This window comes from Streptomyces sp. NPDC034049, from assembly GCF_055575575.1.
This window is the reverse complement of record NZ_JBVISJ010000002.1, coordinates 1-26,636: the sequence shown is the minus strand read 5'-3', so window position 1 is coordinate 26,636 and position 26,636 is coordinate 1. Positions and strand designations below refer to the sequence as shown.

Sequence of the window (26,636 nt, the reverse complement as noted above, 5' to 3'; positions counted from 1 at the left end):
ATGCGTATCGGAGTTCTCACCGCAGGCGGCGACTGTCCGGGCCTGAACGCAGTGATCCGGTCGGTCGTGCACCGAGCGGTCGCCCAGTACGGCGACGAGGTCATCGGCTTCGAGGACGGCTACGCGGGCCTCCTCGACGGCCGCTACCGGACCCTCGACCTGGAGTCCGTCAGCGGCATCCTGGCCCGCGGCGGCACCATTCTCGGCTCCTCCCGCCTCCAGCGCGACCGCCTCCGCGAGGCCTGCGAGAACGCGCAGGACATGGCCCACCAGTTCGGCATCGACGTCCTGATCCCGATCGGCGGCGAGGGCACGCTCACGGCCGCGCGGATGCTCAGCGACGCCGGCCTGCCGGTGGTCGGCGTCCCGAAGACCATCGACAACGACATCTCGTCCACCGATCGCACGTTCGGCTTCGACACGGCCGTGGGTGTCGCCACGGAGGCGATGGACCGCCTGAAGACGACCGCCGAGTCCCATCAGCGGGTGATGGTCGTCGAGGTCATGGGCCGGCACGCCGGCTGGATCGCGCTGGAGTCCGGGATGGCGGCGGGCGCGCACGGCATCTGTCTGCCGGAGCGGGCCTTCGACCCCGCCCACCTGGTGAAGATGGTGGAGGAGCGCTTCTCGCGGGGCAAGAAGTTCGCGGTCATCTGCGTCGCCGAGGGTGCGCACCCGGCCGAGGGCTCCATGGACTACGGCCACGGTGAGATCGACCAGTTCGGCCACGAGCGCTTCCAGGGCATCGGCACGGCCCTGGCGTACGAGCTGGAGCGCCGCCTCGGCAAGGAGGCCAAGCCGGTCATTCTGGGCCATATCCAGCGGGGCGGCACCCCCACCGCGTACGACAGGGTGCTCGCCACGCGCTTCGGCTGGCACGCGGTCGAGGCCGCGCACCGGGCCGACTACGGCCGTATGACCGCCCTGCGCGGCACCGAGGTGGTGATGGTGCCGCTGGCGGAGGCGGTGACCGAGCTGAAGACGGTGCCGAAGGACCGGATGGACGAGGCGGAGTCGGTCTTCTAGCCCTTTGTGCCGGTGATCCGGGGAGGCCGGGTCAGTAGGCGGTTGTTCGTCGGACCAGTGACCAGAAGCGGTCGACGATCCCGTCCAGGTAGTCGCGGTCGGCGTCGCCCGAGTCGGTCGCGGCGGTGCCGTTGGCCCAGGTGAGGGTGGCGGCCATCGGGCCCTGGTAGTCGGCGTGCAGCTCCTGGAGGACGTCCTCCACGAGCTGCCGGTCGAGGGCGAGCAGTCTCGCGACCGGTCGTACCTGGGCCTGCCGGCGGGTGGTGACCGCGCTGTGGAGCAGTTCCCTGAGCCGTGTCTCGCGTCCCGTCACGGTGGTGAGTTCGGGCGGCGAGAGGTCGAGCACGGTGGCGAGGGCGGCCGCCTGACGGTCGGTGCCGCGCCACTCCCCGGTCTCCTCCGTCCGCAGGTACGCGGCGAGGTCGAGGCCGACCGCGCGGGCGACGTCCTCGGCGGCGATCCCCCGGGCCGCGCGGTGCTCGCGCAAGGTCCGGGGCGCGCTGATGAGTTCACCTACCGAGCACCACAACACCCCGGCGAGCGCGGTGAGTTCGGGTCCGACGGGTGAGGTGGTGCCGTCCTCCCAGGCGGCGACCAGATCAGGGGTGACGTAGGGGAGGCCGTAGGAGGACCGCATCCCGTAGGCGACGTGCTCGGGGCCCATCCCGAGCGCCACGCGCAGTTTCCTGGCGGCGGGGGCGTCGAAGGGCGGGGCCGGGGCGGCGGCCTGTGCGGCCGGGGCCGGGGACGAGGTCGTGTGGGGGTGCGTGAGTGGGTGTGGGTGCTGGGGCTGTCGTTCGTGGGCTGAGCGTCGGTGCACGCGCTCAACGTAGGGGCGCGGGGCTGCGGTGACTACGGGCTGTTCGGCCACAAACACGGATTGTAGGAAAATACGGGTGGCGAGAGGCCTGTGACTCCTGGGATCCGAGGGGCGTGCGGGCGGATGCCTGGACGGGCTGGGTAGGGATGACGCCATGACGAAGCTGGACGGGCACATACGGGAGCGTCTACTGGCGCCGAACTTCTGGCACTTGGCGACGGTGGGGCAGGACGGGGCGCCTGAGGTGTCACCCATGTGGGTGGACATCGAGGAGGCCGCCGGGGTCGAGTACGTCATGGTCAACACCTCGGTGGGCCGGGTGAAGGAGGAGAACCTGCGCCGCGACCCGCGCGTCTCCCTCTCCCACATCGACCCCGAGAACCCCTACGACCGGGCCGAGATCCGGGGCCGGGTCGTCCGCTTCGTGGAGGGGGAGGAGGCGGAGCGGGCGATGGACCGGCTGACCCGCAAGTACATCGGGGAGGAGCGCTATCCGTGGCTGCTCCCCGGGGAGCGGCGCCTGATGATCCTGATCGAGGCGGAACGGGTGCGACGGGTGGTGGGTGTGGAGCCGTTCCGGGCGGGGGTGTTGCCGGAAGGGTGAGCGGGGAGTCGGCTCAGTGAACTCCCGGCGGATCCGCGGCCGGTGCTCCGCGCTACCGTCCGTTCGACTTGCCGGTGACGGGCCCGTGGAAGGTGCCCCCTCGGAAGTCGATGTGGTCGCCGCCGTAGGCCACCGTCCCGTCCCCGTCGCCGCGCGAGGGTCCCTCCCGGGAGTCGGAGGGACCGCCGCCGCGCGGCCGGTGCTCGCGCAGGACGGCCACGGCCACGGCGGCGGCCTGCCGGGACGCCAGCTCCTGGGAACCCGAGGCGTCCGCCCGGTGCTTGTGGCGGTCGGCACGGTCGCTGATGCCCCGGACGACCAGGGCGTCCAACTGGCCGTTGAGATGGGCCGCGTGGGCCGCGCCCGAGCCCTCCATCTCGATCGCGCAGGCGTCGTTGTAGTGGTGGCGGATCTGCTCGGCGAGCGCGGACCTGTCGTCGGCCAGGACGACGTCGCCGCACGCGATCGGCTTCAGATGGCCGCGTACGTCCGGCAGTGCCCGCAGGGCGGAACGCGCCGCCGGCACCAGCCGCCCCGACCCGTGCCACACCTCGGGCCGGGCCTGGAAGCCCTGGTCGGTCACCTTGCCGCCGTGGATGCCGTACACCTTCGTACCGACCACCACGTCACCGATCTCGATGTCGTCCTTGAGCCCGCCGGCCACCCCCACGAAGAGCAGCACCTCGGGGCGCAGCCAGCCGACGATCTGCGTGGTGCGCGCGGCGGCGTGCAGCGCGCCCTCGCCCAGCTCGGAGATCGCCACGGTCCAGGACGTGCCCTCGATCCGGCCCACCTCGACGCGGGCGCCGTCGTCGTGGACGCGTTCGTCGGGCTCCAGATCCGTCAGGAGGGCGCGTACGGCGGCGTACTCGACCGGGAGCGCGGTGAGGACGACGGCGGACACGGGGGGTGCGTCAGGGGTGGGCACCTGTCCACGGTACTGCCAAGTCGAAGACGGGATCGCGCCGTTGAACCGCGTCGAACGGTCGGCCGACCCTCGCTCCAACGCCGTACCGTGGGCTCTCACGGTACGGAACGGGGAGCGGACGGACGGATGAAAGCGGCGTTGCTGACCGCCCTGGCGGAGGGCGCGTGCGGGGACGACGGGCGCCGGGCGGTGGAGGCGCTGGCGCGGGCGGTCGGGGCGGCGGCCGGGGCGTCGGTCGCGGAGGTCGCCGAGGCTGCGCGGGAAGCGGCAGGGGACCCGGCACGGCGGGATGCCGTACGGGAGTGGGGCGAGGGGCTGGCCGGCCTGCTGGCCGGGGATCCGGCGGTCGCGGGCGCGGTGGCGGCGGCCATGGAGCGGCACACGCCGGGCAGTGGGGCGGCCTGGTACGGCGGGGACCACTCCGACTTCCGGGGCGGGGTCTTCCTGCGTGAGGCGATCGGCATCCAGGTCGTGATCCACTTCGGCGGGGCGGCCGCCGCGCCGGAGGCCCTGGCCTCGCTTCCGCCGAGGCCCGGCGGGTTCACCGGGCGGGACGGGGAGACGGCCGAGCTGCTGCGGGCGCTCGACGGCTCGGCGGCGGTACTCGTCAGCGCCGTGTCCGGGCTCGGCGGCATCGGGAAGACCGCGCTCGCCGTGGAGACCGCGCATCTGGCGTGCGGGGAGGGGTGGTTCCCCGGCGGGGTGCTCTTCGTCGATCTGCACGGGTACGACGAGGAGCCGGTCACCGCCGACCAGGCGCTGCAGTCGTTGTTGCGGGCGCTCGGGGTCCCGCCGGAGCGGATTCCGGCCCGGGCCGACGACCGGGCCAGCCTCTATCGCTCGGTGCTCACGGAGCGGGGGAGCGAGCGAGGGGCCGTGCTGGTGCTGGCCGACAACGCCTCGTCGGTCGATCAGGTACGGCCGCTGCTGCCGGGCGACGGCCGGCATCGGATGCTGGTCACGTCGCGCGACCGTCTCACTCAACTCGGGGCACGGCTCGTACCGTTGGACCAGCTCACGCCGGAGGACGCGCGGGGGCTGCTCGACCTCGCACTGCGTACCGCCGAGCCGGGGGACAGCCGTGTCGCGGACGACGCCGGCGCGGCCGGGCGGCTCGCCGACCTCTGTGGACATCTGCCGCTCGCCCTCCAGATCGCCGCCGCCCTGCTGGTGGAGGATCCGGGCATGCCGGTCGCCGAACTCGTCGACGAGCTGGCGGCATCACGTGACCGGCTCGCGCAGCTCGACGACGGCGCGCGCAGCGTCCGCGCCGCCTTCGACCTGTCGTACCGGCGGCTGCCGCTCGAACAGGCCCGGTTGCTGCGGCTGCTGGCGCTCGCGCCGGGGCCTGAGGTGAGCGACGAGGTCGCCGCCGCGTTGGTGGGGGCGGAGGCCGCTCCGCTGGGCGAGCTGCGGGCGCTGGCTCGTGCGCATCTCGTCGAGCGGGGGAGTGGGCGCGGGTGGTGGCGGTTGCATGACTTGGTGCGGGTGTTCGGGGCGGGTGTGGTGGCGGGGGATGTCGAGTTGCGGGAGGAGGGGGAGGCGGCGCGGGGGCGGGTGCTTGACCTCTACTGTCACAGAGCGTATAGCGCGGATCAGCGACTGCGATGGTTGCGGGGGCAGACGGAGCCAGAGGGCTTCGCCACCCGTGAGGACGCGTTGGCATGGTGTGACGGTGAGAGAACGGGGCTCGTGGCGGCGGTGCTCTGGGCGTCGGAGGAGCGGTTCGCGGTCCCTGCGGTGCGGCTGGCAGAGTGCCTGGGCGAGTATCTGGCCTGGCGGCGGTACTTGGACGACGCGGTCACTGTGGCCGAGACCGCGCGGGAGGTCATGCTCCGTTCCGGGAATCACGTTCGTGAGGCCATAGCCTGCAACAACCTCGGCAGCGCCCTGCTCGACGCGGGCCGAGTGCACGACGCGGTTGCTGCCCTCACACGCTCTCGTGATCTGTACAGGGGCGCCGGAGACCGTCTGGGTGAGGCCAGCACGTGGAACAATCTTGGCATCGCTCTGAGAGAAGCGGGCCGGGTCGAGGAGGCGGTCGATGCCCTTGTCCGGGCCCGTGACCTGTACCAGGTCAATGGGTGGCGTCACCGTGAGGCCATGACGTGGAACAACCTCGGCAGCGCCCTGAATGTGCTGGGGCGGGTCGGGGAGGCGATCGATGCTCTCACATGCTCCCGTAAGCTTCACCAGGCCTCAGGAGACCGCCATGGCGAGGCCGGGGCGTTGGGGAACCTTGGTGCCGCCTTTCTGGCGGCAGGCCAGGTGGAGAAGTCGATCGAGACCTATCGCATGGCTTTGGAGATTTTCCAGGAGTTCGAAGACTGGTACGGCACAGCCCAGACCTTTCACAGCCTGGCCCTCGCGCACGAGGCCGCCGACCGTCCGGTCCTAGCCCGCGGCCACTGGTTACAAGCCGCAGATCTATACGCCCGCGCGAACACCCTGGACCGATCCGCTCAGGCACGCCTCCGCGCTGAGTCTCTGCCCGCGCCCCCCGTCACCCCTTGACCGCCCCACCCAAAGCGAACCCCCCACCCAACCGCCTCGCCACCCCCACATAAAGCAAAATCACCGGCGTCGAATAGATGACCGAGAACGCGGCCAGCTGCCCGTAAACAACCGTTCCCCGATTTCCGAAGAACTCATTGATGCTCACCGCCGCCGGCATCTGTTCCGGCGTGAGGAGCAGCATGAACGGGACGAAGAAATTGCCCCACATCATCACGAACGAGAAAACGGTCACCACCGCGACGCCCGGGCCCATCAGCGGTAGTACGACCCGCAGCAGGGACTGGAGCGATGACGCGCCGTCCGTCCACGCCGCCTCCTCCAGCTCCTTCGGTACGCCGTCCATGAAGTTCTTCATCAGCCAGATGGCGAAGGGGAGTTGGGAAGCCGCGAAGAAGAAGATCGTGCCCTGCATGGTGTCGATCAGGTTCACCTGCACGAAGAGTGCGTAGACAGGGACCATGATCGCCGTGATCGGGAGGCTCGTCGCGAACAGGATCGTCAGGAGGAAGGGGCGGTTCAGGCGGGAGCGGAAGCGGGACAGCGGGTACGCCGCCAGGGCCGCGCACACCACCGTGAGCGCCGTCCCCCCGCCGCACAGCAGCAGGCTGTTCAGCAGCGGCGTGAAGGTGATCTCCGGGGTCAGGACCGCGTCGAAGTTGTCCAGGGTCACGCCGTCCGGGACTCTCACCGTCAGGTTCGCCTTCGGGTCCACCGACGAGAGGATCACCCAGGCCAGCGGGAGCACGAAGGCCGCGGCGATGACGAGCAGCCCCGCGTCGGCGGCGAGTCGTCGGGTGTTCGAGGAGGCCACGGCACTCACACCTCCGTCCGCAGCAGCCGCAGATAGACCACCGAGAACAGCGAACCCACCACCAGCAACAACAGCGCCACCGCCGTGCCGTAACCGATCATGCTCTTCTGGAACGCCTCCTCGTACATGAAGAGGGGGAGGGTCTGGCTCTTGCCGCCCGGGCCGCCTCGCGTCATCACCCAGATCAGGCCGAAGACCGACAGGGTCTGGAGGGTGATCAGCATGAGGTTCGTGCCGATCGAGCGGCGGATCATCGGGAGCGTGATGTGCCACATACGGCGCCAGCCGCCCGCGCCGTCCACCTCTGCCGCCTCCGTGATCTCCTTCGGGATCTCGTTCAGGGCCGCCGAGTAGACCAGCATGGAGAACGCCGTGCCCCGCCAGACGTTCGCGAAGGAGACCGCGAGGATCGGGAGCGTGTACAGCCAGTTCTGGGTGGGGAGATGGAGCCAGTCCAGGACGGCGTTCAGGGTTCCCTCGCGGCGGAAGAAGGCGTAGAGGAGGAACCCGGCCACGACCTCCGGGAGGACCCACGCCGTGACGACGATTCCCCCGACCAGCGTGCGAACCGGCTTCGACGCACGTTGCATCAGCGCCGCCAGCGCCAGTCCCAGCGTGTTCTGGCCCAGCAGCGCCGAGATCACCGTGAAGACCAGGGTCAGCCAGACCGCGTTCAGGAACGCCTCGTCCCCGAAGGCCGTGCGGAAGTTCTCGAAGCCGATGAAGGAGTCCTCGGCCTGGCCGGTGAGCTGGAGGTCGGTGAAGGCGATGTAGGCGCAGTAGGCGATCGGACCGGCGAGGAAGAGGAGCAGGAGGACGGTGGCGGGGGTGAGGGGGAGGGCTCGGGTGAACACCCGGAACGCGGGGTGAGGAGGTCCCGTCACTGGCCGTCCCGTGGCCGGCCCCTTCATGCGCGGGGGCTCATTCTTCCGTCCCCTCGACCACCTGGTCGTCCGTCGCCGTCCTCAGCTCCTCGTCGTAGTTCTTCGCCGCCTCCGCCACCGAGGCATCGCCCGTCGTCACGGATTCCATCGCCTCCTGGATGGCTGTGGAGACCTTCGGGTACGCCGGATACGCCGGCCGGTAGTGCGTGCTCGACACCAGGTCGGTGAAGAACTTGATGCCGGGCTGCGCCTTCACATAGGCCGGGTCGGCGGCCACGTCCTTGCGGACGGCGATTCCTGAATTGGCGATGTACCACTTCTGGGCGTTCGCCTTCGACTGCATCGTCTCGATGAACTCGAAGGCGAGGTCGGGGTTGCCGGCCTTGTCGGGAATGGCCCAGGTCCAGCCGCCGGACATGCTCACCTTGCCGGGGGACTGGCCGTGCTGGGTCGGCATGGCGGCGAGGCCCAGCTTCTCCGACCACTCCGGCCATTCGTGACCGCTGCCGGGCAGCCAGTCCTGCGGGAGCCAGGAGCCGTCGAGGTTGATGCCGAGTTTCCCCTCGGGGAGGAGTTCGCCGCGAACCCGGGTGGAGATGTTGGGGTCGAGGGCGTCGGAGACCTCCGGGCCCAGTTTCTCCCGGTAGACCGTCTCCACGAAGGCGAGGGCGTCCTTGAAGCCCTGGGTGCCCGCCTTCCATTTCTTCGACTTCTCGTCGTACAACGGGTCGGTCGCGCCGGCCGCCGTCGCGCCCTCCGTGCCGTAGAGCAGCATTTCGAAGCCCTGCATGGTCGCGGCCTCGCCCGCCGGTTTGCCCGTGTAGACGTTCAGCGGAATGACGTCCGGGACTTCTTCCTTGATGGTGCGGGCGGCGTCGAGCACGTCCTCCCATGTCTTCGGCTGCCAGTCGGCCGGCAGGCCCGCCTTCGCGAAGATCGCCTTGTCGAACCACAGGCCGCGTGTGTCCGTGCCGTCGGGAATTCCGTACGTCTTCCCGTCCTCGGCCTTCGCCGCGGTCTTGGCCGTGTCGATGAACTGGTCCCAGTCCTTCCAGTCGGCCAAGTAGTCGTCCAGGGGCTTCAGATAGCCGCTGGTGATGTCCGAGTTGATGAGGAACGTGTCCTCGTAGACGAGGTCCGGTGCCGTCTTCGGCGAGCGCAGCATCTGCTGCACCTTGGTGTAGTACTCCGAGTCCGGGGCCTTGATCGGGACGAGTTTCACCTTCTTGCCCGGATGCGCCTTCTCGAACTGCTTCTTGACGTCGGCGAGGAAGGTGTCCATCACCCGGACCTGGTTGTCCGTGGACTGTTTGTAGGAGACCTCCACCGTGTCCGGGTCACTGCCGGATCCGTTGCCGCAGGCGGCGAGCGCGCCCGGCGCGGTGACCGCCAGGGCGGCGGTGAGGAGGAGGCGGAGGGGGGATCGGCGGGCACTGGGTGCGGTGGGGCGCACGGGCACGACCTCCTGCTGGCTACGTCGCTGTGGCCTTGGGTGGTGCCCGGTGACGGTAAGGGGAGTGGTCTAGTCAGGTCAATGCGTCTGCACCGGATCCCCTTAAGGTGCTTGAGCAGAGGCTTGGTTGGCGCCGGGACAGGGGGGCAGGGGTGTCGGAACGGGACGACGTCACCGTCGGGCAGTTGTTGGTCGTCGAGTATCAGACCGTCAAGGACGAGCAGAAGACGCGGATCGGGTTTCGGGACAATCTGCTCTATGTCACCCTCACCGTGCTCGCCGCCGTCATCGCCGCCTCGGCGCAGGCCAAGCAGCCGGCCATGCTGCTCGCGCTGCCGCCCGTCTGTGTCGTGCTCGGGTGGACCTACCTCGTCAACGACGAGAAGATCTCCGCGATCGGGGCGTACGTGCGGGGCGATCTCGGGCCGCGGCTGGCCCAGCTCGCCGGGGCGGAGAAAGTTTTCGACTGGGAAGTCGCGCACCGGGCCGATGCGCGCAGGCGCTTCCGCAAGGTCATCCAGTGCGGGATCGACCTGCTGGCCTTCTGTGTCGTCCCGTTCGCCGGGCTGCTGGTGTACTGGGTGAGCGGGCGGACCAGCACCGGACTCGTCGTGCTCTCCGCCGCCGAGGCCCTCACGATCCTCGGGCTCGGGGTGCAGGTCGTCGCCTACGCCGCGCCCTTTCGCGCGTCGGGTGCCTCCGGTTGACTCCGGGCCTTCCGCGCGTCGGGTGCCTCCGGTTGACTCCGGGCCTTTCGCGCGTCGGGCGCCCCCGGCTGACTCCCGGCCGCTCCGCGCGCCCGGCGCCCCCGCCGGCCCCGGCCCCTACTACCCCTTCACCCACCGGTACTGCAGCTCCGGCCGCCCCACCTGCCCGTACTGCGGGCTCCGTGCCGCCCGGCCCGCGTCCACCAGGTGCTCCAGATAGCGGCGGGCCGTGATCCGTGAGATGCCGACCGCCTCCGCCACCCCGGCCGCCGTCAGGCCCTCGCCCGAGTCCCGCAGGGCCACCGTCACCCGCTCCAGCGTCGGGGCGCTCAGCCCCTTCGGCAGCGCCGCCGGGCCGGGGGCCCGCAGGGTCGCCAGTGCCCGGTCCACCTCGTCCTGGCCGCTGGCCTCGCCCGCCGCCGCGTGGAACTCGGCGTAGCGGACGAGACGGTCGCGGAGGGTTGCGAACGTGAAGGGTTTGAGGACGTACTGGACCACGCCCAGGGAGACGCCCTCCCGGACCACCGTCAGGTCCCGCGCCGACGTCACCGCTATCACGTCCGCGTGGTGGCCGGCCGCGCGGAGGGAACGGGCCAGTTGCAGGCCGTGCACGTCCGGCAGGTGGAGGTCCAGCAGCAGCAGGTCCACCGGCATGCGGTCCAGCGCGCGCCGCGCCTCCGCGCCCGTGTGCGCCTTGCCGACCGCGGTGAAGCCGGGGACGCGGCCGACGTACATCATGTGCGCGTCGGCGGCCACGGGGTCGTCCTCGACGACCAGGACTCTGATGGGGTCGGACCCGGCCTGCGTCATACGTCGTCGCCTCCAGCCACAGTGGCCCGGGGGGCCTGGACAACCTGTGCGGTCGGTGCGGCCGGTACGGCCTGCCCCGTCCGGTGCGTACCGCTGGTGCCCAGCGGCAGCCGTACCTCGAACTGGGCTCCGCCCCCGGGCGCCTGCGACACCGTCAGCGTGCCCCCGTGCCGGCGCGCCGTCTGCCGTACGAGGGCCAGCCCGAGGCCGCGGCCACCGGGGCCGGAGGGTTTCGTCGAGAAGCCGCGTTCGAAGACGGCCTCCGCGAGGGCAGGGTCCACACCGGCGCCGGTGTCGGCGACGCGCAGCACCAGGACGGAGGTGTCCGAGCCGCCGCCCGCCACCTCGGCGGTCGCACCTGCCCCGCCCGCCTCGCCCGTCCGGTCCGTCTCGGCGGGCTCGCCCGCTTCATCCGTGTACGCCGTCACCGTCACCCTCGCCCCCATCGAGCCCTGCGCCGCGTCCACCGCGTTGTCGATCAGGTTGCCCAGGACCGTGACCAGGTCACGGGCCGGGAGGGACTCCGGGAGGAGGCCGTCGTCGATGCGGCTGTCCTCGGAGACCACCAGCTCGACGCCCCGCTCGTTCGCCTGTGCGGCCTTGCCCAGCAGCAGCGCGGCGAGCACCGGTTCACTGACCGCCGCCACGACCTGGTCCGTCAGCGCCTGCGCCAGCTCCAGCTCCGCCGTCGCGAAGTCGATCGCCTCGTCCGAGCGGCCCAGCTCAATGAGCGAGACGACCGTGTGGAGGCGGTTGGCGGCCTCGTGCGCCTGGGAACGCAGCGCCTGGGTGAAGCCCCGCTCGGAGTCCAGCTCGCCCGTGAGGGACTGCAGCTCGGTCACGTCGCGCAGGGTGACCACCGCGCCCCGGCGCTGGCCGCCCGAGACCGGAGAGGTGTTCACCACCAGCACCCGTTCGGCGGTGAGGAGCACCTCGTCCACCCGGGGCTCGGAGGAGAGCAGGGCACCCGTCAGCGGCGCCGGCAACCCCAGCTCCGCCACGGAGCGGCCGACCACCTCGTCCGTCACCCCCAGCAGCTCCCGCGCCCCGTCGTTGATGAGGGCCACCCGGTACTGGCCGTCGAGCATCAGCAGGCCCTCGCGCACTGCGTGCAGGGCGGCCTGGTGGTAGTCGTGCATGTTGCTGAGCTCGGCCGCGTTCATGTTGTGGGTGTGGCGGCGCAGACGGGCGTTGACGATGTAGGTGCCGATGCCGCCGAGGGCGAGGGCGCCTGCGGCCACGCCGACCAGGGCCGTGAGCTGGTCCTGGACGCGGTCGCTGATCGCCTGGACCCGGATGCCGGCGCTGACGAGGCCGATGACCTCGCCGTTCTCCACGATCGGGGTGACCGCGCGGACCGACGGGCCGAGAGTGCCGGTGTAGGTCTCGGTGAACGACTCGCCGTTCTGCGCCTTCTCGATGTGACCGAGGAAGTGCTCGCCTATCCGGTCGGGGTCGGGGTGCGTCCAGCGGATGCCGTCGCGGGTCATGATCGTGACGAAGTCGACCCCGGCGTGCTGCTGCACCGCCGTGGCGTACGGCTGGAGCCGCTCGGTCGGATCGGAGGTGTGGATCGCCGCCCGCACCGACGGGGCGTCGGCCACCGTGGCCGCCACGGCGAGGGCCTGACGGCCCCCCGCCTCATCCGCCTGGGAGCGGTCGCTGACGTAGGTGAACAGCGCATATCCGGCCACGACGGCCGCGATCAGCACCGCCTGCACGGCGAAGAGCTGACCGGCCAGACTGCGGGGACGGAGGCGGGGCGGGACGCGCATGGCAACAGTCTGCATCGACGTGTAGGCGTGAACTAAATGAACGGAAGGGTGACCGCCCTCACAGGGAGGGACATAGTCACTGCATCGACTCGTCCAGCACGGACACCGACAGGGAGTACGACTCCCGCCCCCGGGACCCCACAACCCGAGCCGCCGGGAGCCCGACTCCCACCCCGGGAAGCAGCACTCCCCCATCGGGAGCCTGCCTCCCCGGACCGGGAGCCCCCCAGCTCCTACCGGAGGCCCCGGCCTCCGGCCCCGGAAGCCCGCGGGCTTCCACCGCCGGGAGCCCCGGCTCCCCCACCCCGAGGGAGCCCCCCGCTCCCACCGCCGGCAGTCCCCCAGCTACCGGCTCCGGGAACCCGCCGGTTCCCACCCCGGGAGCCGGTCTCCCACCCGGGAACCCGCCGGTTCCCACCCCAGGGAGACCGACTCCCGCATTCCCCCGGACGTGAGCCGCACGCCGGAACAGCGAGCCGACGACGTCGTCGACGAGGAGGGCAGCCGTGGCCAGCACCGCCCATACGGCACCTACCGCACCCGCCAAGCGGGACCGCACCCACTACCTGTACATCGCCGTGATCGTGGCCGTGGCCCTCGGCATCGCCGTGGGTCTCATCGCCCCCGACTTCGCCGTCGAGCTGAAGCCCATCGGCACCGGCTTCGTGAACCTGATCAAGATGATGATCTCGCCGATCATCTTCTGCACGATCGTGCTGGGCATCGGCTCCGTACGGAAGGCCGCGAAGGTCGGCGCCGTGGGCGGTATCGCCCTGGTCTACTTCCTGATCATGTCGCTGGTGGCCCTGGCCATCGGTCTGGTCGTCGGCAACATCGTCGAGCCCGGCACGGGTCTCGCGGTCACCGACGCGATCAAGGAGACCGGTCAGGCGCAGGTCTCGGCCGAGGCCAAGGACACCACCGAGTTCCTGCTCGGCATCATCCCCACCACGATCGTCTCCGCCTTCACCGGCGGCGAGGTCCTCCAGACCCTGCTCGTCGCGCTCCTCGCCGGCTTCGCGCTCCAGGCCATGGGCGAGACCGGCCAGCCGATCCTGCGCGGTATCGAGCACATCCAGCGCCTGGTCTTCCGCATCCTCGCGATGGTGATGTGGGCCGCCCCGATCGGTGCCTTCGGCGCCATCGCGGCCGTGACCGGTTCCGCGGGCCTCGACGCCCTCAAGAGCCTCGCCGTGCTGATGATCGGGTTCTACATCACCTGCTTCCTCTTCGTCTTCATCGTCCTCGGCGCACTGCTGAAGATCGTCGCGGGGCTGAACATCTTCACGCTCTTCAAGTACCTGGGCCGTGAGTTCCTGCTGATCCTGTCGACCTCCTCCTCCGAGTCCGCCCTGCCGCGGCTCATCGCGAAGATGGAGCACCTGGGTGTCAGCAAGCCCGTCGTCGGTATCACCGTCCCGACCGGCTACTCCTTCAACCTCGACGGCACCATGATCTACATGACCATGGCGTCCCTGTTCATCGCCGACGCGATGGGCACGCCGATGGCGATCGGCGAGCAGATCGCGCTGCTGCTCTTCCTCCTGGTCGCCTCCAAGGGCGCGGCGGGTGTCACCGGTGCCGGTCTGGCGACCCTCGCGGGTGGTCTGCAGTCGCACAAGCCGGCCCTGGTGGACGGCATCGGCCTCATCGTCGGCATCGACCGCTTCATGAGCGAGGCCCGCGCCCTGACGAACTTCGCGGGCAACGCGGTCGCCACGGTCCTCATCGGTACCTGGACCAAGGAGATCGACAAGGAGCGGGTGAACCAGGTCCTCGCCGGGCAGGCGCCGTTCGACGAGGCGACGCTGCTGGACGACGGCCACGGGTCGGCTGCGCCGGCTGCGGCCGCCGAGCCGGAGGGTGAGAAGGAACTCGCCAAGGCGTGAGCGCTCCGCTCGGTGCGCCGGGGGGCTGCGGGTCGTCCTTCGGCCGCCGGTCGAGCGTGGCTGGTCGCGCAGTTCCCCGCGCCCCTGGAGGGCCTGCGGTTCTCCCCCCAAGACTCCGTACGGCCGGGTCCTCCCCCCGTAGACCCGGCCGTACGGACACCAGGCGGAACAACTGAACAACTCCACGAACCCCGAGTGGCCAGGTCCTCCCCCTATAGACCTGGTCACTCGGTTTTCCGCTGCGAGAAACCCCGTCCGCGCCCGCCGACGGGGTTTCTCGCGCGTTCCCCACGTCCCTGACGGGGCGCTTTGCCTTGACGTCGGCGTCAAGGAATACCGTCCTCGTATGCGCATCGGGGAGCTGGCGGAACGGGCCGGGACGACGACACGGGCGTTGCGGTACTACGAGGCGCGGGGGCTGTTGCCCGCGCGGCGGGCCGGGAACGGCTACCGGACGTACGACGAGGCGGATCTGAAGCTGCTGCGGCAGATCCGGACCTTGCAGGACTTCGGGTTCGACCTGGAGGAGACCCGGCCCTTCGTGGAGTGTCTGCGCGCCGGGCACCCGGAGGGCGACTCGTGCCCGGCGTCGCTGGCGGTCTACCGGCGGAAGCTCGACGAACTCGACGCGCTGATCGGCGAGCTGGCGGCGGTGCGGGCGTCGGTCGGCGAGCAGTTGGCGCGGGCCGAGCGGGCGCGGGAGCGGCTGGCGGCCGAGGCGGAGGCTCCGGGGGGTCCGGAGCCCGTGTGTGAACTGGGAGGCGGGGAGCTGTGATCAGGGCGGCGGGTGTGGCAGAGGTGACGGACGCGGACTTCGAGGCGGAGGTGATCGGGGCCGAGCTGCCGGTGCTGGTGGAGTTCACGGCCGACTGGTGCCCGCCGTGCCGGCAGATGGGGCCGGTGCTCAGCGCGCTCGCGGCGGAGGAGGGGGAGCGGCTGAAGGTGGTGCAGCTGGACGTGGACACCAACCCGGAGACCACCAACGCGTACCAGGTGCTCTCGATGCCGACGTTCATGGTGTTCAAGGGCGGTGAGCCGCTGAAGGCCATGGTCGGCGCGCGGCCGAAGCGGCGGCTGCTGGCGGAACTGGACGACGTGCTCTGACCTCTCCGCCATCAGGGACGAGAAAACCCCCGAGCAATTGCGCTCGGGGGTTTTTTCTGCGTATATTCAATGGTTCGCGACTTCGAGAAACGTGTCGCAGAGAAGTTCAGTGAGCACAGTATATCCGGGCGGGAGTGGAATTGTCAAACACCGGCTTTTCGCACGATGAACAGCATGCGGAACACAGCGAATTGCGGCGTGAGCAGGAATTCGTCGACGGGGTGTACGCCCGCGTGGACGCCCTGCGCGGTGAGACCGAGGGATCCGTCGCGGACGCGCTCGCCCGGGGCAACACGCCCATGCAGGCCCGCCTGGAGCGGGACATCCTGGTCGCCGAGCGCTCGGGGCTGCTGGCCGCGCTGAACGCCGTCGACGGTTCGCTCTGCTTCGGCCGGCTCGACCTCGCCGACGGCGCGGTCCACCACATCGGCCGTATCGGGCTGCGCGAGGACGACACCGAGCGCACCCCGATCCTGATCGACTGGCGCGCCGACGTCGCCCGGCCCTTCTACCTCGCCACCGGCCACACCCCGATGGGGCTGCGCCGCCGCCGGCACCTCACCACCGAGGGCCGCCGCGTCACCGCCCTGCACGACGAGATCCTCGACCTCGGCGACGAGACCCGCACCGGGTACGAGGACCCGACCGGCGACGCCGTCCTGCTGGCCGCCCTCGACTCCGCCCGCACCGGCCGCATGGGCGACATCGTGCAGACCATCCAGGCCGAACAGGACCGCGTCATCCGCGCCCCGCACCAGGGCGTGATGGTCGTGGAGGGCGGCCCCGGCACCGGCAAGACCGCCGTCGCCCTGCACCGGGCCGCCTACCTCCTCTACGAGCAGCGCGAACTCCTCGCCAAACGCGCCGTCCTCGTCGTCGGACCCAACCCCGCCTTCCTCGGCTACATCGGAGAGGTGCTGCCGGCGCTGGGCGAGACGGGCGTGCTGCTGGCCACGGTCGGCGATCTGTTCCCCGGCGTACGGGCCACCGCCACCGACACCCCGGCCGCCGCCCGGGTGAAGGGGAGCGCCGCCATGGCCGACGTCCTCGCGGCCGTCGTACGGGACCGGCAGGCGCTGCCCGACCCGGTGATCGCCATCGAGCACGACCGGGAGATCCTCATGCTCGACGACGACCTCGCACGGGTCGCCCGCGAGCGCACCCGCGAGGCGAAGCTCCCGCATAACGTGGCCCGTGAGCACTTCGAGGGCTACATCCTCAACACCCTCACCGAGATGGTCGCCGAGCGCATCGGCACCGACCCGTACGACGGATCCAACCTCCTCGACGCCAGTGACATCACCCAGATCCGCGACGAACTGGCCGAGAACCCCGAGGTCTGGTCCGCCATCGACCGGCTCTGGCCCCGGATCACCCCGCGCCGGCTGATCGCCGACTTCCTGGCCGAGCCGGACGCGTATCTGCCCAAGGAGGACGCCGACGCCGTACGCCGCCCGGTCACGCGCGCGTGGACCGTCGCCGACGTACCGCTGCTCGACGAGGCCGCCGAACTGCTGGGCGAGGACGACCGGCCGGCGCGGGCCCGCGCCGAGCGGGAGCGGGAGACCCAGATCGCGTACGCGCAGGGCGTGCTGGAGGTGTCCTACGCGTCCCGGACGTACGAGTTCGAGGACAAGGAGGACAGCGACCCCGACGCCTCGGAGGTGCTCTCCGCGCACGACATCATCGACGCCGAGCGGTTCGCCGAGCGGCACGAGGAGGACGACCACCGCAGCGCGGCCGAGCGGGCGGCGGCCGACCGGACCTGGGCGTTCGGGCACATCATCGTCGACGAGGCGCAGGAACTGTCGCCGATGGCCTGGCGGCTGCTGATGCGCCGCTCGCCGACCCGCTCGATGACCCTGGTCGGCGACCCGGCGCAGACCGCCGAGGCCGCGGGCGTCGGCTCCTGGGCCGACATCCTCGCCCCGTACGTCCAGGACCGCTGGGAGCACACCCGGCTCGGCGTCAACTACCGCACCCCCGCCGAGATCATGGCGGTCGCGGCCGGTGTCGTCCGCGCCGAGCGGCCGGACTTCGAACCGCCCAGCTCCGTACGGTCCACCGGCGTACGGCCCTGGGCGCGCCGTGCGGCGGCACGGGAGCTGCCCGCCGAGGTGGCCGAGGCGGTCGCCGACCTCACCCCCGCCGAGGGGCGCCTCGCGGTGATCGCGCCGCGCGAGCTGCACCGGGCGCTGGCCGCCCGGCTGGACAACGTCACGGCGGGCGCGGAGCCCGACCTGACCCGCACCGTCGTCCTCCTCGACCCCCGGCAGGCCAAGGGCCTGGAGTTCGACTCCGTCCTCGTCGTCGAGCCGGGGCGCTTCGGCACGAGCGATCTGTACGTGGCCCTGACCCGGGCCACACAGGCGCTCGGCGTCGTGCACGCGGAGGAACTGCCGAAGGCGCTGGAGGAGTTGCCGGCCCCGGCCTGAAGTGGGCAGGGGGTGCGGCCTGCCGGGTACCCGCAAGGCCGCGCCCCCCACCACCGTCACCACAGGTGCATCAGGGATCACCAACCCGTAACGGTTACGGTCATGGTCACTGCTCGTGCACGATTCATGCGGTATGCGTGTCGGCATGGAAACACATCCGTTCGCGGACGCCACGGCCGGTGGCCCCGGCCTGGAATCGCTGCCCGTGGAGCCGTTGCTGACCTCGGAGTTCGACGGGGATCCGGGCAGCGTCTACGAGCGATTGCGGAGCACGTACGGTCCGGTGGCACCGGTGGGGCTGATGGGGGTGCCGGCCTGGCTGGTCCTCGACTACCGCGAGGTGCTGGAGGTCCTGCGCAACGAGAGCGTGTGGCGGCGCGACGTCCGGCACTGGCGGGCACGGGCGGAGGGGCGGCTGCCGCGGGACTGGCCGCTGCTCGCCGGGTACGAGGTCCGGCAGACCATGTTCTTCGACGACGAGGAGCACCGGCACGCGCGGCTGAGCTACCACTCGGCGATGCGGCCCTTCCAGGACGGTCACTCGCCCGAGGGCTGGGAGCTGCGGGCGGCCGTCGCGCGCTACGCCGACGAACTGATCGACGTGCTCGCCGCCGAGTCCGGCACCACCGGGTTCGCCGACCTCGCGGCGCAGTACACCCGGCCGCTGCTGCTGATGGTGACGACCAAGCTGTTCGGGTGCCCCGTCGAACTCGGCGACGAGATGGTCATGGACCTGTGGCGGATGCTGGACGGCGGGCCCGACGCGGGGGCGGCGACCGGGCGGGCGCTGGGGACGATGACCCGGCTCGCCGCGCACCGGCGGTCCCGGCCCGGGGAGGACCTGACCTCCTACCTGCTGCTGTCCGACCCGTCGCTCAGCGACGAGCAGTTGGGCCGCGAGCTGTTCATGAACGCGGTCTACCTCAACGACATCACCGGCAACATGGTCTGCAACACGCTGCTGGAGGTGCTGCGGGGGAACACCACCGTGCGGCGGAGCCTGTCGAACGGGCAGCTCGGGGAGACCGTGAACCGGGCCGCGCTGGTGAATCCGCCGACGGCCAATCTGTGCTTCCGGTTCGCGGCGCGTGATGTGCGGCTCGGGAACTTCCTGATCCGGGCCGGGGACATCGTGTCGCCGTCCGTCGCCGCGGCGCACCGGGACCTGCTGAAGATCGGGTCCTCGCACCTCGTCGACTCCGCGGTCAGTACGCGGGCGCATCTGGCGTGGGGGGCCGGGCAGCATCAGTGTCCCAGTGCCGCGCGGGAGTTGGCGGGGACGATCGTGGCGACCGCGGTGGGGCGGATCTTCGAACACTTCGGCCGGGCGGAGCTGACGCTGCCGCCGGATCAGTTGCCGTGGCGGTCGGGGCCTGTGGTGCGGGGGTTGAAGTTGTTGCCGGTGCGTTATGAGTTGGCGGGGCACGGTTCGGTGCGGGCGGTGGAGGAGCGGCGGGTGGACGCGGCGGTGGCGCCTGCGGAGGCGGCTGTGGAGCCGGGGGTGGATCGAGCTGGGAGCCGGAGGCTGTTGGGGGCGTTGCGGCGGATGATGCCCGGCAGGAGGAGTGGCTGACCCCTCTCGGCTGTGTGTCTCGCCACCGCCGCCCCTACCGCATCGGAGCAACTGCCCGTTCAGGACCCGGGGGCAGGAGCTGGACCGGGCCCACCCGGTTCCGGCTGGACGAAGACCACCACCGACCAACGGCTCTGCGCAGCCATCGTCGACCGGCTCACCTTCGGGGCAACACTGTCGAGCCCGGAACCGACTCCTACCGGCTCGCCCGGACCCGAGCACAGCAGTAAGCCACCACCTGAACCCCCGATCCGGACCCGCACGGCAGAATTCGTGACCAACAATGGAGCAGTCGATCCGCACGCTGACCACGGATCACGACCGCCGAGCTGAAGGAGGAACCGATTTTGGCCGCCCCCTGGGATGCTCTGATGTCCACGAGCGTCGGTGCCGTCGCCACCATCCTCGGCATCGTGGTGGGCGGCTTCGTCGGCCGCCGCAGCCAGAACCAGCAATGGTTGCGCAACACCCAGACAGCGACCTACGGAGACTTCCTCCGGGAGTTCACGGCAATAGAGATCGAACTGCGTGAGGCATACCTCGACGACCGCCCCAACAACGCCAACTGGCCACCCTTCAACGCCGCGTTGACCTCACTCAGTCTGGTCGCGGACCGCGACGTCGCGAACGCCGCCGGTGACCTGGCCGACGCCATCGGCCGGTTCGCGCTGCTGGTCGCCGACCGCGGCCCGAAGAACCGCGACGACCTCCAGCGGATCATGACAGAGCTCGCATCCGGACAGCTTGCCTTCGTCAACGCGGCCCGCCGCTGCCTCGACAGCTCCCAGCAGACCATCGGCCGGCAGCTGGGAGGCCCGCCACCGTGGCACGAGATCGAGCCCTACGCCCCCGCACCGCGTTCCAGCGACTGAGAGGTCGACGAGGGCCAGTGGTCTTCCGCCCACTCCGGCCAACCAGGCCGGTCCGTCGGCGGGGTAGGGATCTCGCCCCCGGCGAGTTCGCCGGCGTCAGGCACCTGGAACTGCTCCCGCCATCGGTCTACGTCGGTCTCGCTCATGGGAAACGTCTGATGCGGTGTCGTCGCCTGGCGGTGCGCGATGCGGGCGAGCTGGACGTCCTTGTCCACGGGCACGTAGACCACCTGGCATGCTGCCCCGGCCGAGCGTGCCAGCCAGCGCAGTGCCGACCGTTCATCGCGGCCCCAGAGCCCGTAGTCGAGCACGACACTGGTCCCCAGCCGCAGCGCCTGGAGGGCGACCGAGATGAGCCGCCCTTCGAGCACCCAGCGCTTACCGTCGGCCATCGAATCGCCGAACAGCGGGATCATCCAGTCGTCTGGGGTCAGCCGCAGTGCCCGGTGCGTCGCGGCGAGCTCTTTGGCCCGGGTGGTTTTCCCGGCTCCGGGGAGCCCGACCATCAGGAACAGGGTGGCGACAGGTTGATCCTCCGCGACGGCGGAGCTGGCTCCATGCGGGCAAGGGGACGGGATTTCGTGCTGTGAATCGAAGCGCTGCGACGGAGACATGACTTCCCTGATCAGGCAGGATGACCCGGCAGCACAGCGATGAGCGAGTGGCTGCCGGCAGGACACTGATCCGGCGGTACGTCGTGGCACTGGCCCCGGCCGGGGCCAGCAACGAGGCCGCGGTGATGGGCAACCGCGGATACCGCCGCTAATCGGCGGTACGGGTGGTCATGGCAGCGCAGCAACACATGCCTTCACCATATAGCCGACAGCGTCGGTGGACCTTTCGTGGGTGCGCCGCCCCTGCCCCTGGGTCGGGACGGGCAGGGGCGGCGGGGGCGAAAGGTCAGGCCGGGCGGAGCCAGAGGGTGGTCAGGGGTGGGAGTGTGACGCGGATGCTGGCGGGGTGGGCGTGCCAGGGGTGGGGCTCCGGCTTCACCGGGTCGGCCATCGTCACCCCCGTCCCCCCGTACTCCTCCGCATCCGTGTTCAACACCTCCCGCCACGCCGGAACATCCTCGGGAACCCCCAGCCGGTAGTCCTGCCGCACCACCGGCGAGAAGTTGGAGACCGCCAGCAACGGACTGCCGTCCTCCGCGAACCGCAGGAACGCCAGGACGTTGTCCTCCGCCGAGTCCCCCGTGATCCAGGAGAAGCCCGCCGGCCGCGTGTCCTGCTCCCAGAGCGCCGGGGTGCGGCGGTACACCGCGTTGAGGTCACGGACGAGATCCCGCACCCCCCGGTGGTCCGCCTCCGCGCCGTACGCCGGATCGAGCAGCCACCAGTCCGGCCCGTGCGCCTCCGACCACTCCGCGCCCTGGGCGAACTCCTGTCCCATGAAGAGGAGTTGCTTGCCGGGATGGGCCCACATGAAGCCCAGGTAGGCGCGGTGGTTGGCGCGCTGCTGCCACCAGTCGCCCGGCATCTTCGACACCAGCGAGCCCTTGCCGTGCACGACCTCGTCGTGCGAGATGGGCAGGACGTAGTTCTCGCTGTACGCGTACACCATCGAGAAGGTCATCTCGTGGTGGTGGTGCTTGCGGTGGACGGGGTCCTTGGCCATGTAGCCCAGGGAGTCGTGCATCCAGCCCATGTTCCACTTCAGGCCGAAGCCGAGGCCGCCGAAGCCGCCCGGCCCGGTGTGATGGGTGGCCCGCGTGACACCGTCCCAGGCCGTGGACTCCTCCGCGATCGTCACGACGCCCGGCACCCGCCGGTACACGGTGGCGTTCATCTCCTGGAGGAAGGCGACGGCGTCCAGGTTCTCCCGGCCGCCGTGCTCGTTCGGCGTCCACTGGCCTGGCTCGCGCGAGTAGTCCAGGTACAGCATCGACGCGACGGCATCCACCCGCAGCCCGTCGATGTGGTACTCCTCGCACCAGTGGACGGCGTTGGCCACCAGGAAGTTGCGCACCTCGCGGCGCCCGTAGTCGAACTCCAGCGTCCCCCAGTCGGGGTGCGCCGCCCGCGCCGGGTCCTGGTGCTCGTACAGCGGACGCCCGTCGAACTCCGCCAACGCCCAGTCGTCACGTGGGAAATGGGCCGGCACCCAGTCCATCAGCACCCCGATCCCGGCCCGGTGCAGGGCGTCGATCAGGTACTTGAAGTCGTCCGGGGTGCCGAGCCGGGCCGTCGGGGCGTAGAACCCGGTGACCTGGTACCCCCAGGAACCACCGAAGGGATGCTCGGCGACCGGCAGCAGCTCGACGTGCGTGAAGCCGAGGTCCGAGATGTACGCCGGCAGCTGCTCGGCGAGCTGACGGTACGTCAGCCCCGGCCGCCAGGACGGCAGATGGACCTCGTAGACCGAGAACGGCGCCTCGTGCGCGGGGGTCTCGGCGCGCTTGGCCAGCCATTCCTCGTCGCCCCACTCGTAGTGCGAGGTGTGCACGACGGACGACGTGGCGGGCGGAACCTCCGTGCGACGGGCCATCGGGTCGGCCCGGAACGTCCGCGACCCGTCCGGCCGGGTGATCTCGAACTTGTACAGCTCACCCTCGCCGATCCCGGGCACGAACAGCTCCCACACGCCCGAGGAGCCCAGCGACCGCATCGGGAAGCCCGTGCCGTCCCAGAAGTTGAAGGTCCCGGCCACGCGTACGCCCCGCGCGTTCGGCGCCCACACCGTGAAGCGGGTGCCGGTGACCCCCTGGTGGGTCATCGGCTCGGCGCCCAGCGCGCGCCACAGCTGCTCGTGCCGCCCCTCGCCGATGAGGTACAGGTCCAGCTCACCGATCGCGGGCAGGAACCGGTACGCGTCCTCCGTCTCCTGCTCCGTCCCCTCGTACGACACCAGCAGCCGGTACGCCTCCGGGACCTCCCGCAGCGGCAGCAGCCCCGAGAAGAAGCCGCCCCCGTCGTCGTGCAGCTCCGCGCGCAGCGACCCCGCCCGCACGCTCACCCCGAGCGCGTACGGCCGGAACGCCCGGAACACCACACCGCCGCCGGGGGCGGGATGGGCACCGAGCACCGCGTGCGGCTCGTGATGCGTACCGGCCACCAACCGCTCCCGGTCACCGCCGTCCATCGCGGGGGAGAACGCGGGTTCGGTGGCCTGGGGGGAGACGACCGGCGTGGCAGCCGGGGGTTCGTCGGGCAGCGGTTCGGTCGTGGACTGCCGGGGGACCACCGGGTCGGGGCCGGACGGCTCCGCGGTGGCCTGATGGGGGACGGTCGGCTCGGGAGGCGTGGACGAACCCGCCAGCACCGACACGGCGGCGGCCGGCTCGGCCCCGGCCGACTCGGACCCCGCCACGGCCTTCCGCGCACTCGCTTTCCCGGCGGAGCCCTTCTTGGCTGCGGCCGTCTCCGCGCCGACCGTCTTGGCGACGGCCTTCTTGGCGACGGCCTTCTTGGCGACGGCCTTCTTCGCGACGGTCTTCTTCGCGACGGTCTTCTTCGCGACGGTCTTCTTCGCGACGGTCTTCTTCGTGACGGCTTTCTTGGCGGCGGCCGTCTCGGCGACACCTTCGACGGTCGCGATTCGCGCGTTGCCCGCTTCGGCGGTCGCGGATTCCGCCGTGACGGGTTCGGCGGCCACGGCTTGCCCGGCCGTGGCCTTCTTGGCCGTGGTCTTCCGGGGCGCGGTCTTCCTGGCCGCCGCCTTCCGCCCGACCGCCGCCTTCTCTCCGGCCGAATTCTCTCCGGCCGCGGTCTTGGCGACGGCCTTCTTCGCGACGGCCTTCTCCGCGACGCTCTTCGCCGTGACGGCCTTCTTGGCCACGGCCTTCTTCGCCGTCGCCTTCTTCACCGCGGCTTTCTTCGCCACGGTCTTCGCCGCCGGTGCCCCCGTCGCCGCCTCGGCCACGACCGCCCCGGTCGTGCTCTTCGCCGCCGTCTTCCTGGTCGCCGACTTCTTCGCCGTCGCCTTCTTCGCGACGGTCTCCTTCGTGGCCGTCGTCTTCTTCGCGGCCGTCTTCCTCGTCGCGGTCTTCTTCGCGGCGGTCTTCTTCACCGGGGCCGGTGCCTCGGCCCCGGTGTCGGGGTGCTGCGTGCTGTCGTCGGACGGCGGGCGGGGAGTCACAGGGACGGTCTCCTCGGGAGGGGTGGTGTCAGGGGGTGGTGTCGGTGCAGGGGTCCGTGGCCAGCCGGCGGACGGCGGCCAGGGGTACCGGGAGCCAGTCGGGGCGGTGCCGGGCCTCGTAGAGGACCTCGTACACGGCCTTGTCGGTCTCGTACGCGCGCAGCAGCACGGGATCGGTCCGCGGATCGACCCCCGCCACGTCCGCGTACCCGGAGCAGTACGCGGCCCGGCACACGGTCGCCCAGTCGGCGGCCGGGGGCTGCAGGGAGTGCGCGGCGTAGTCGAAGGAGCGGAGCATGCCGGCGATGTCGCGGGCGACGGGCTGCGGCATCCGGCGCTCGGCCAGCGGCTTCGACGGCTCGCCCTCGAAATCTATGAGCGACCACTCGCCGGAGGGCGAGCGCAGACACTGCCCGAGGTGCAGGTCGCCATGGATGCGCTGGGCCGTCCAGGTGCGCCCCTCGGTCGCCAGGTCGGCCAGCGCCTCGAAGGCGGTGTGCAGGCCGGGCGCGTACGGCCGCAGCGCGGGTACGGCCTGCGCGGCGGCCTCCAGGCGCTCGGTCATCCCCGCGACCATCGCCTCCAGCTGGGGCCGGCCCAGGGTGACCGTGGGCAGGGCGCGGGTCAGCGCGGTGTGCACCTCGGCGGTCGCCCGCCCCAGCGCCCGCGCCTCGGCGGTGAAGTCCTCGCCCTTGGCCAGCATGCTCAGCGCCAGTTCCCAGCCGTCCGCCGCGCCGTGCAGGAACGGTTGCAGGACGCCCAGCACGTGATGGCCGTCGGGGTCGCCGGCGCGGCCCAGGTCCGCCACCATCCACGCCACCGGCGCCGGAACCCGGGGGCAGCCCTCACGGGACAGGGTGAGCGGCAGTTCGAGATCGGGGTTGTCCCCGGGCACGACCCGGCGGAACAGCTTCAGGATGAACGTATCGCCATAGACGAGCGAGGAGTTGGACTGCTCGGCGGTGGCGAGACGCGGCACCAGGCCCTCGGGGATGTCATGGCGCATGTCGCGTCCGCAGCGCAGCTCACCGACGCGGGCTTGGGTCCGCAGCGCCTCCAGGAGGACATCGGCGAGCCGTGGGTCGTGCAGCCCCTCGTACACCGTCCGCCCGGCGAGCGGTCCCTGCTCCACGTGCCCGATCAGCGCGGGAGCCAGCCGGGGCGGCAGGGTCCGGCGTACGCCGAGCAGCAGCTGGTAGCAGTCGCCGGGAGGTGCCGGAGCGCCCTGGGACGGCACCATCGGCTGGTGCGCGCGGACGAGAAGGTGCAGCAGCCCGGCCTTGGACTCGCCGGCCCCCGGCGACCCGCTCGCCGTGGCAGGGCCCACCGGCAGCAGTTCCGTCGCCGACACGAGGCTGAAACCGGTGACCGGCCGCCCTTTCCCCGCGAACCAGCGCTGCCGTGGCAGCCACTCGCGCAGCAGCGGCTCCAGCGAGGTGAGCAGCCCGGCCGGCGGTTCGGCGGCAGGTGGTGGTGCAGGACTTGTCGCGGTGGAGTGCGAAGCGGCTTCCGACATGGAATCGCGTCCTTTCCCCGGGGGGCGGGGTGTTCCTGTCTGCGTGCCCCGGGCGGGCCGGGGGAAACCGGCCCGCCCGGAGTTCCGGTCGGGCTTACACGGCGTCCTTGCGTAGGCGGAACCAGTAGAAGCCGTGGCCCGCGAGGGTGAGGAGGTAGGGCAGTTCGCCGATCGCGGGGAAGCGCACTCCGCCGATGAGTTCGACGGGGTGGCGTCCCTCGTAGGCGCGCAGATCGAGTTCCGTGGGCTGGGCGAAACGCGAGAAGTTGTTCACGCACAGCACCAGGTCGTCCTTGTGTTCGCGCAGGTAGGCGAGGACGGAGGGGTTGGACGAGGGCAGTTCGGTGTAGGTGCCGAGGCCGAACGCCGGGTTCTGCTTGCGGATCTCGATCATCCGGCGGGTCCAGTGCAGCAGCGACGACGGCGACGACATGGACGCCTCGACGTTGGTGACCTGGTAGCCGTAGACCGGATCCATGATCGTCGGCAGTGACAGCCGCCCCGGATCGCAGGAGGAGAAGCCGGCGTTGCGGTCGGGGGTCCACTGCATGGGGGTGCGGACGGCGTCGCGGTCGCCGAGCCAGATGTTGTCGCCCATGCCGATCTCGTCGCCGTAGTAGAGGATCGGCGAGCCGGGGAGGGAGAGCAGCAGGGCGGTGAAGAGTTCGATCTGGTTGCGGTCGTTGTCCAGGAGCGGGGCGAGGCGCCGGCGGATGCCGATGTTGGCGCGCATACGCGGATCCTTGGCGTACTCCGCGTACATGTAGTCGCGTTCCTCGTCGGTGACCATTTCGAGGGTCAGCTCGTCGTGGTTCCGCAGGAAGATGCCCCACTG

21 protein-coding genes and 1 pseudogene are annotated in these 26,636 nt (G+C 71.0%); 11 read left to right on the top strand and 11 right to left on the bottom strand.

The genetic code is table 11. The annotated features are described in order from the left end of the window. Window positions 1–1,026 (top strand): ATP-dependent 6-phosphofructokinase, encoded by a 1,026-nt coding sequence (locus tag ACZ52C_RS04895; protein ID WP_469073452.1) that lies wholly within the window; start codon window positions 1–3, stop codon window positions 1,024–1,026. Between the two features lie 31 nt (window positions 1,027–1,057). Here the strand turns inward: ACZ52C_RS04895 and ACZ52C_RS04890 are convergent, their stop codons facing one another. After that, a complete protein-coding gene (locus ACZ52C_RS04890) occupies window positions 1,058–1,846 on the bottom strand; it encodes a helix-turn-helix domain-containing protein (RefSeq protein WP_469073451.1) in 789 nt (262 codons plus the stop codon). A gap of 154 nt (window positions 1,847–2,000) precedes the next feature. Here ACZ52C_RS04890 and ACZ52C_RS04885 point away from each other — a divergent pair, with 154 nt between their 5' ends. Beyond that, window positions 2,001–2,450 carry a PPOX class F420-dependent oxidoreductase gene (locus ACZ52C_RS04885; protein WP_469073450.1) on the top strand — a complete coding sequence of 150 codons (450 nt, stop codon included), beginning with the start codon at window positions 2,001–2,003 and terminating at the stop codon, window positions 2,448–2,450. A 52-nt stretch (window positions 2,451–2,502) separates the two neighbouring features. On the opposite strand, the gene ACZ52C_RS04880 is transcribed toward ACZ52C_RS04885, so the two are convergent. Beyond that, complete coding sequence (locus ACZ52C_RS04880; protein WP_469073449.1) at window positions 2,503–3,378, bottom strand: 5'-methylthioadenosine/S-adenosylhomocysteine nucleosidase; 876 nt, start codon at window positions 3,376–3,378, stop codon at window positions 2,503–2,505. Between the two features lie 126 nt (window positions 3,379–3,504). On the opposite strand from ACZ52C_RS04880, the gene ACZ52C_RS04875 reads away from it, so the two are divergent. Beyond that, on the top strand, window positions 3,505–5,892 hold the full coding sequence (locus ACZ52C_RS04875; protein WP_469073448.1) for a tetratricopeptide repeat protein: 2,388 nt from the start codon (window positions 3,505–3,507) through the stop codon (window positions 5,890–5,892). Here ACZ52C_RS04875 and ACZ52C_RS04870 read toward each other — a convergent pair. The 3 genes from ACZ52C_RS04870 to ACZ52C_RS04860 are packed head-to-tail and all read right to left on the bottom strand — an operon-like array spanning window position 5,882 to window position 9,049. Continuing rightward, the gene (locus ACZ52C_RS04870) at window positions 5,882–6,706 is read right to left on the bottom strand and encodes a carbohydrate ABC transporter permease (protein WP_469073447.1); all 825 of its coding nucleotides are present in this window, start codon (window positions 6,704–6,706) and stop codon (window positions 5,882–5,884) included. The genes ACZ52C_RS04875 and ACZ52C_RS04870 overlap by 11 nt on opposite strands. 5 nt (window positions 6,707–6,711) lie before the next feature. Continuing rightward, window positions 6,712–7,617, bottom strand: a complete 906-nt coding sequence (locus tag ACZ52C_RS04865) for a carbohydrate ABC transporter permease (protein ID WP_469073446.1) — start codon at window positions 7,615–7,617, stop codon at window positions 6,712–6,714. Between the two features lie 10 nt (window positions 7,618–7,627). Further along, window positions 7,628–9,049 (bottom strand): extracellular solute-binding protein, encoded by a 1,422-nt coding sequence (locus ACZ52C_RS04860; protein WP_469073445.1) that lies wholly within the window; start codon window positions 9,047–9,049, stop codon window positions 7,628–7,630. Window positions 9,050–9,195: 146 nt separating this feature from the next. Here ACZ52C_RS04860 and ACZ52C_RS04855 point away from each other — a divergent pair, with 146 nt between their 5' ends. Further along, on the top strand, window positions 9,196–9,750 hold the full coding sequence (locus ACZ52C_RS04855; protein WP_469073444.1) for a hypothetical protein: 555 nt from the start codon (window positions 9,196–9,198) through the stop codon (window positions 9,748–9,750). Window positions 9,751–9,870: 120 nt separating this feature from the next. On the opposite strand, the gene ACZ52C_RS04850 is transcribed toward ACZ52C_RS04855, so the two are convergent. Both ACZ52C_RS04850 and ACZ52C_RS04845 read right to left on the bottom strand, forming a co-directional pair. Continuing rightward, window positions 9,871–10,560, bottom strand: coding sequence for a response regulator (locus tag ACZ52C_RS04850; RefSeq protein ID WP_319107794.1), 690 nt, complete (start codon window positions 10,558–10,560; stop codon window positions 9,871–9,873). After that, window positions 10,557–12,335 carry an ATP-binding protein gene (locus tag ACZ52C_RS04845; RefSeq protein WP_469073443.1) on the bottom strand — a complete coding sequence of 593 codons (1,779 nt, stop codon included), beginning with the start codon at window positions 12,333–12,335 and terminating at the stop codon, window positions 10,557–10,559. Before ACZ52C_RS04845 ends, ACZ52C_RS04850 begins: the two co-directional genes overlap by 4 nt. 506 nt (window positions 12,336–12,841) lie before the next feature. Here ACZ52C_RS04845 and ACZ52C_RS04840 point away from each other — a divergent pair. The 7 genes and pseudogenes from ACZ52C_RS04840 (at window position 12,842) to ACZ52C_RS04810 (ending at window position 20,208) form a co-directional block, all read left to right on the top strand. Beyond that, the gene (locus ACZ52C_RS04840; protein WP_469073442.1) at window positions 12,842–14,224 is read left to right on the top strand and encodes a cation:dicarboxylate symporter family transporter; all 1,383 of its coding nucleotides are present in this window, start codon (window positions 12,842–12,844) and stop codon (window positions 14,222–14,224) included. 346 nt (window positions 14,225–14,570) lie between these two features. Beyond that, window positions 14,571–14,999 (top strand): MerR family transcriptional regulator, encoded by a 429-nt coding sequence (locus ACZ52C_RS04835; protein WP_469073441.1) that lies wholly within the window; start codon window positions 14,571–14,573, stop codon window positions 14,997–14,999. 14 nt (window positions 15,000–15,013) lie between these two features. Beyond that, the gene (locus tag ACZ52C_RS04830) at window positions 15,014–15,328 is read left to right on the top strand and encodes a thioredoxin family protein (RefSeq protein WP_179202179.1); all 315 of its coding nucleotides are present in this window, start codon (window positions 15,014–15,016) and stop codon (window positions 15,326–15,328) included. Window positions 15,329–15,519: 191 nt separating this feature from the next. Beyond that, window positions 15,520–17,763 (top strand): HelD family protein, encoded by a 2,244-nt coding sequence (locus ACZ52C_RS04825; RefSeq protein ID WP_469073440.1) that lies wholly within the window; start codon window positions 15,520–15,522, stop codon window positions 17,761–17,763. Between the two features lie 145 nt (window positions 17,764–17,908). Further along, on the top strand, window positions 17,909–19,336 hold the full coding sequence (locus ACZ52C_RS04820; protein ID WP_469073439.1) for a cytochrome P450 family protein: 1,428 nt from the start codon (window positions 17,909–17,911) through the stop codon (window positions 19,334–19,336). 102 nt (window positions 19,337–19,438) lie between these two features. Beyond that, window positions 19,439–19,566, top strand: a pseudogene (locus ACZ52C_RS04815) (IS21-like element helper ATPase IstB); the annotation flags it as partial. 141 nt (window positions 19,567–19,707) lie between these two features. Further along, complete coding sequence (locus ACZ52C_RS04810; protein ID WP_469073438.1) at window positions 19,708–20,208, top strand: hypothetical protein; 501 nt, start codon at window positions 19,708–19,710, stop codon at window positions 20,206–20,208. Here the strand turns inward: ACZ52C_RS04810 and ACZ52C_RS04805 are convergent. The 4 genes from ACZ52C_RS04805 to ACZ52C_RS04790 form a co-directional block, all read right to left on the bottom strand. After that, entirely contained in the window at window positions 20,178–20,714 is a 537-nt protein-coding gene (locus tag ACZ52C_RS04805; protein ID WP_469074142.1) for a P-loop nucleotide/nucleoside kinase family protein, read from the bottom strand. The genes ACZ52C_RS04810 and ACZ52C_RS04805 overlap by 31 nt on opposite strands. Window positions 20,715–21,108: 394 nt before the next feature. Beyond that, entirely contained in the window at window positions 21,109–24,285 is a 3,177-nt protein-coding gene (glgB, locus tag ACZ52C_RS04800; protein WP_469073437.1) for a 1,4-alpha-glucan branching enzyme, read from the bottom strand. Between the two features lie 28 nt (window positions 24,286–24,313). Next, on the bottom strand, window positions 24,314–25,801 hold the full coding sequence (locus tag ACZ52C_RS04795) for a maltokinase N-terminal cap-like domain-containing protein (protein ID WP_469073436.1): 1,488 nt from the start codon (window positions 25,799–25,801) through the stop codon (window positions 24,314–24,316). A gap of 94 nt (window positions 25,802–25,895) precedes the next feature. Continuing rightward, on the bottom strand, window positions 25,896–26,636 hold a 741-nt coding region (locus tag ACZ52C_RS04790; protein WP_469073435.1), incomplete at its 5' end, for an alpha-glucosidase C-terminal domain-containing protein.

Coding starts and splice junctions, on each gene's coding strand:
- ACZ52C_RS04845 (WP_469073443.1), bottom strand. CDS start 12,335: ATGCGCGTCCCGCCCCGCCTCCGTCCCCGCAGTCTGGCCGGTCAGCTC.
- ACZ52C_RS04865 (WP_469073446.1), bottom strand. CDS start 7,617: ATGAAGGGGCCGGCCACGGGACGGCCAGTGACGGGACCTCCTCACCCC.
- ACZ52C_RS04895 (WP_469073452.1), top strand. CDS start 1: ATGCGTATCGGAGTTCTCACCGCAGGCGGCGACTGTCCGGGCCTGAAC.
- ACZ52C_RS04835 (WP_469073441.1), top strand. CDS start 14,571: ATGCGCATCGGGGAGCTGGCGGAACGGGCCGGGACGACGACACGGGCG.
- ACZ52C_RS04820 (WP_469073439.1), top strand. CDS start 17,909: ATGGAAACACATCCGTTCGCGGACGCCACGGCCGGTGGCCCCGGCCTG.
- ACZ52C_RS04805 (WP_469074142.1), bottom strand. CDS start 20,714: ATGGTCGGGCTCCCCGGAGCCGGGAAAACCACCCGGGCCAAAGAGCTC.
- ACZ52C_RS04795 (WP_469073436.1), bottom strand. CDS start 25,801: ATGTCGGAAGCCGCTTCGCACTCCACCGCGACAAGTCCTGCACCACCA.
- ACZ52C_RS04850 (WP_319107794.1), bottom strand. CDS start 10,560: ATGACGCAGGCCGGGTCCGACCCCATCAGAGTCCTGGTCGTCGAGGAC.
- ACZ52C_RS04875 (WP_469073448.1), top strand. CDS start 3,505: ATGAAAGCGGCGTTGCTGACCGCCCTGGCGGAGGGCGCGTGCGGGGAC.
- ACZ52C_RS04810 (WP_469073438.1), top strand. CDS start 19,708: ATGTCCACGAGCGTCGGTGCCGTCGCCACCATCCTCGGCATCGTGGTG.
- ACZ52C_RS04885 (WP_469073450.1), top strand. CDS start 2,001: ATGACGAAGCTGGACGGGCACATACGGGAGCGTCTACTGGCGCCGAAC.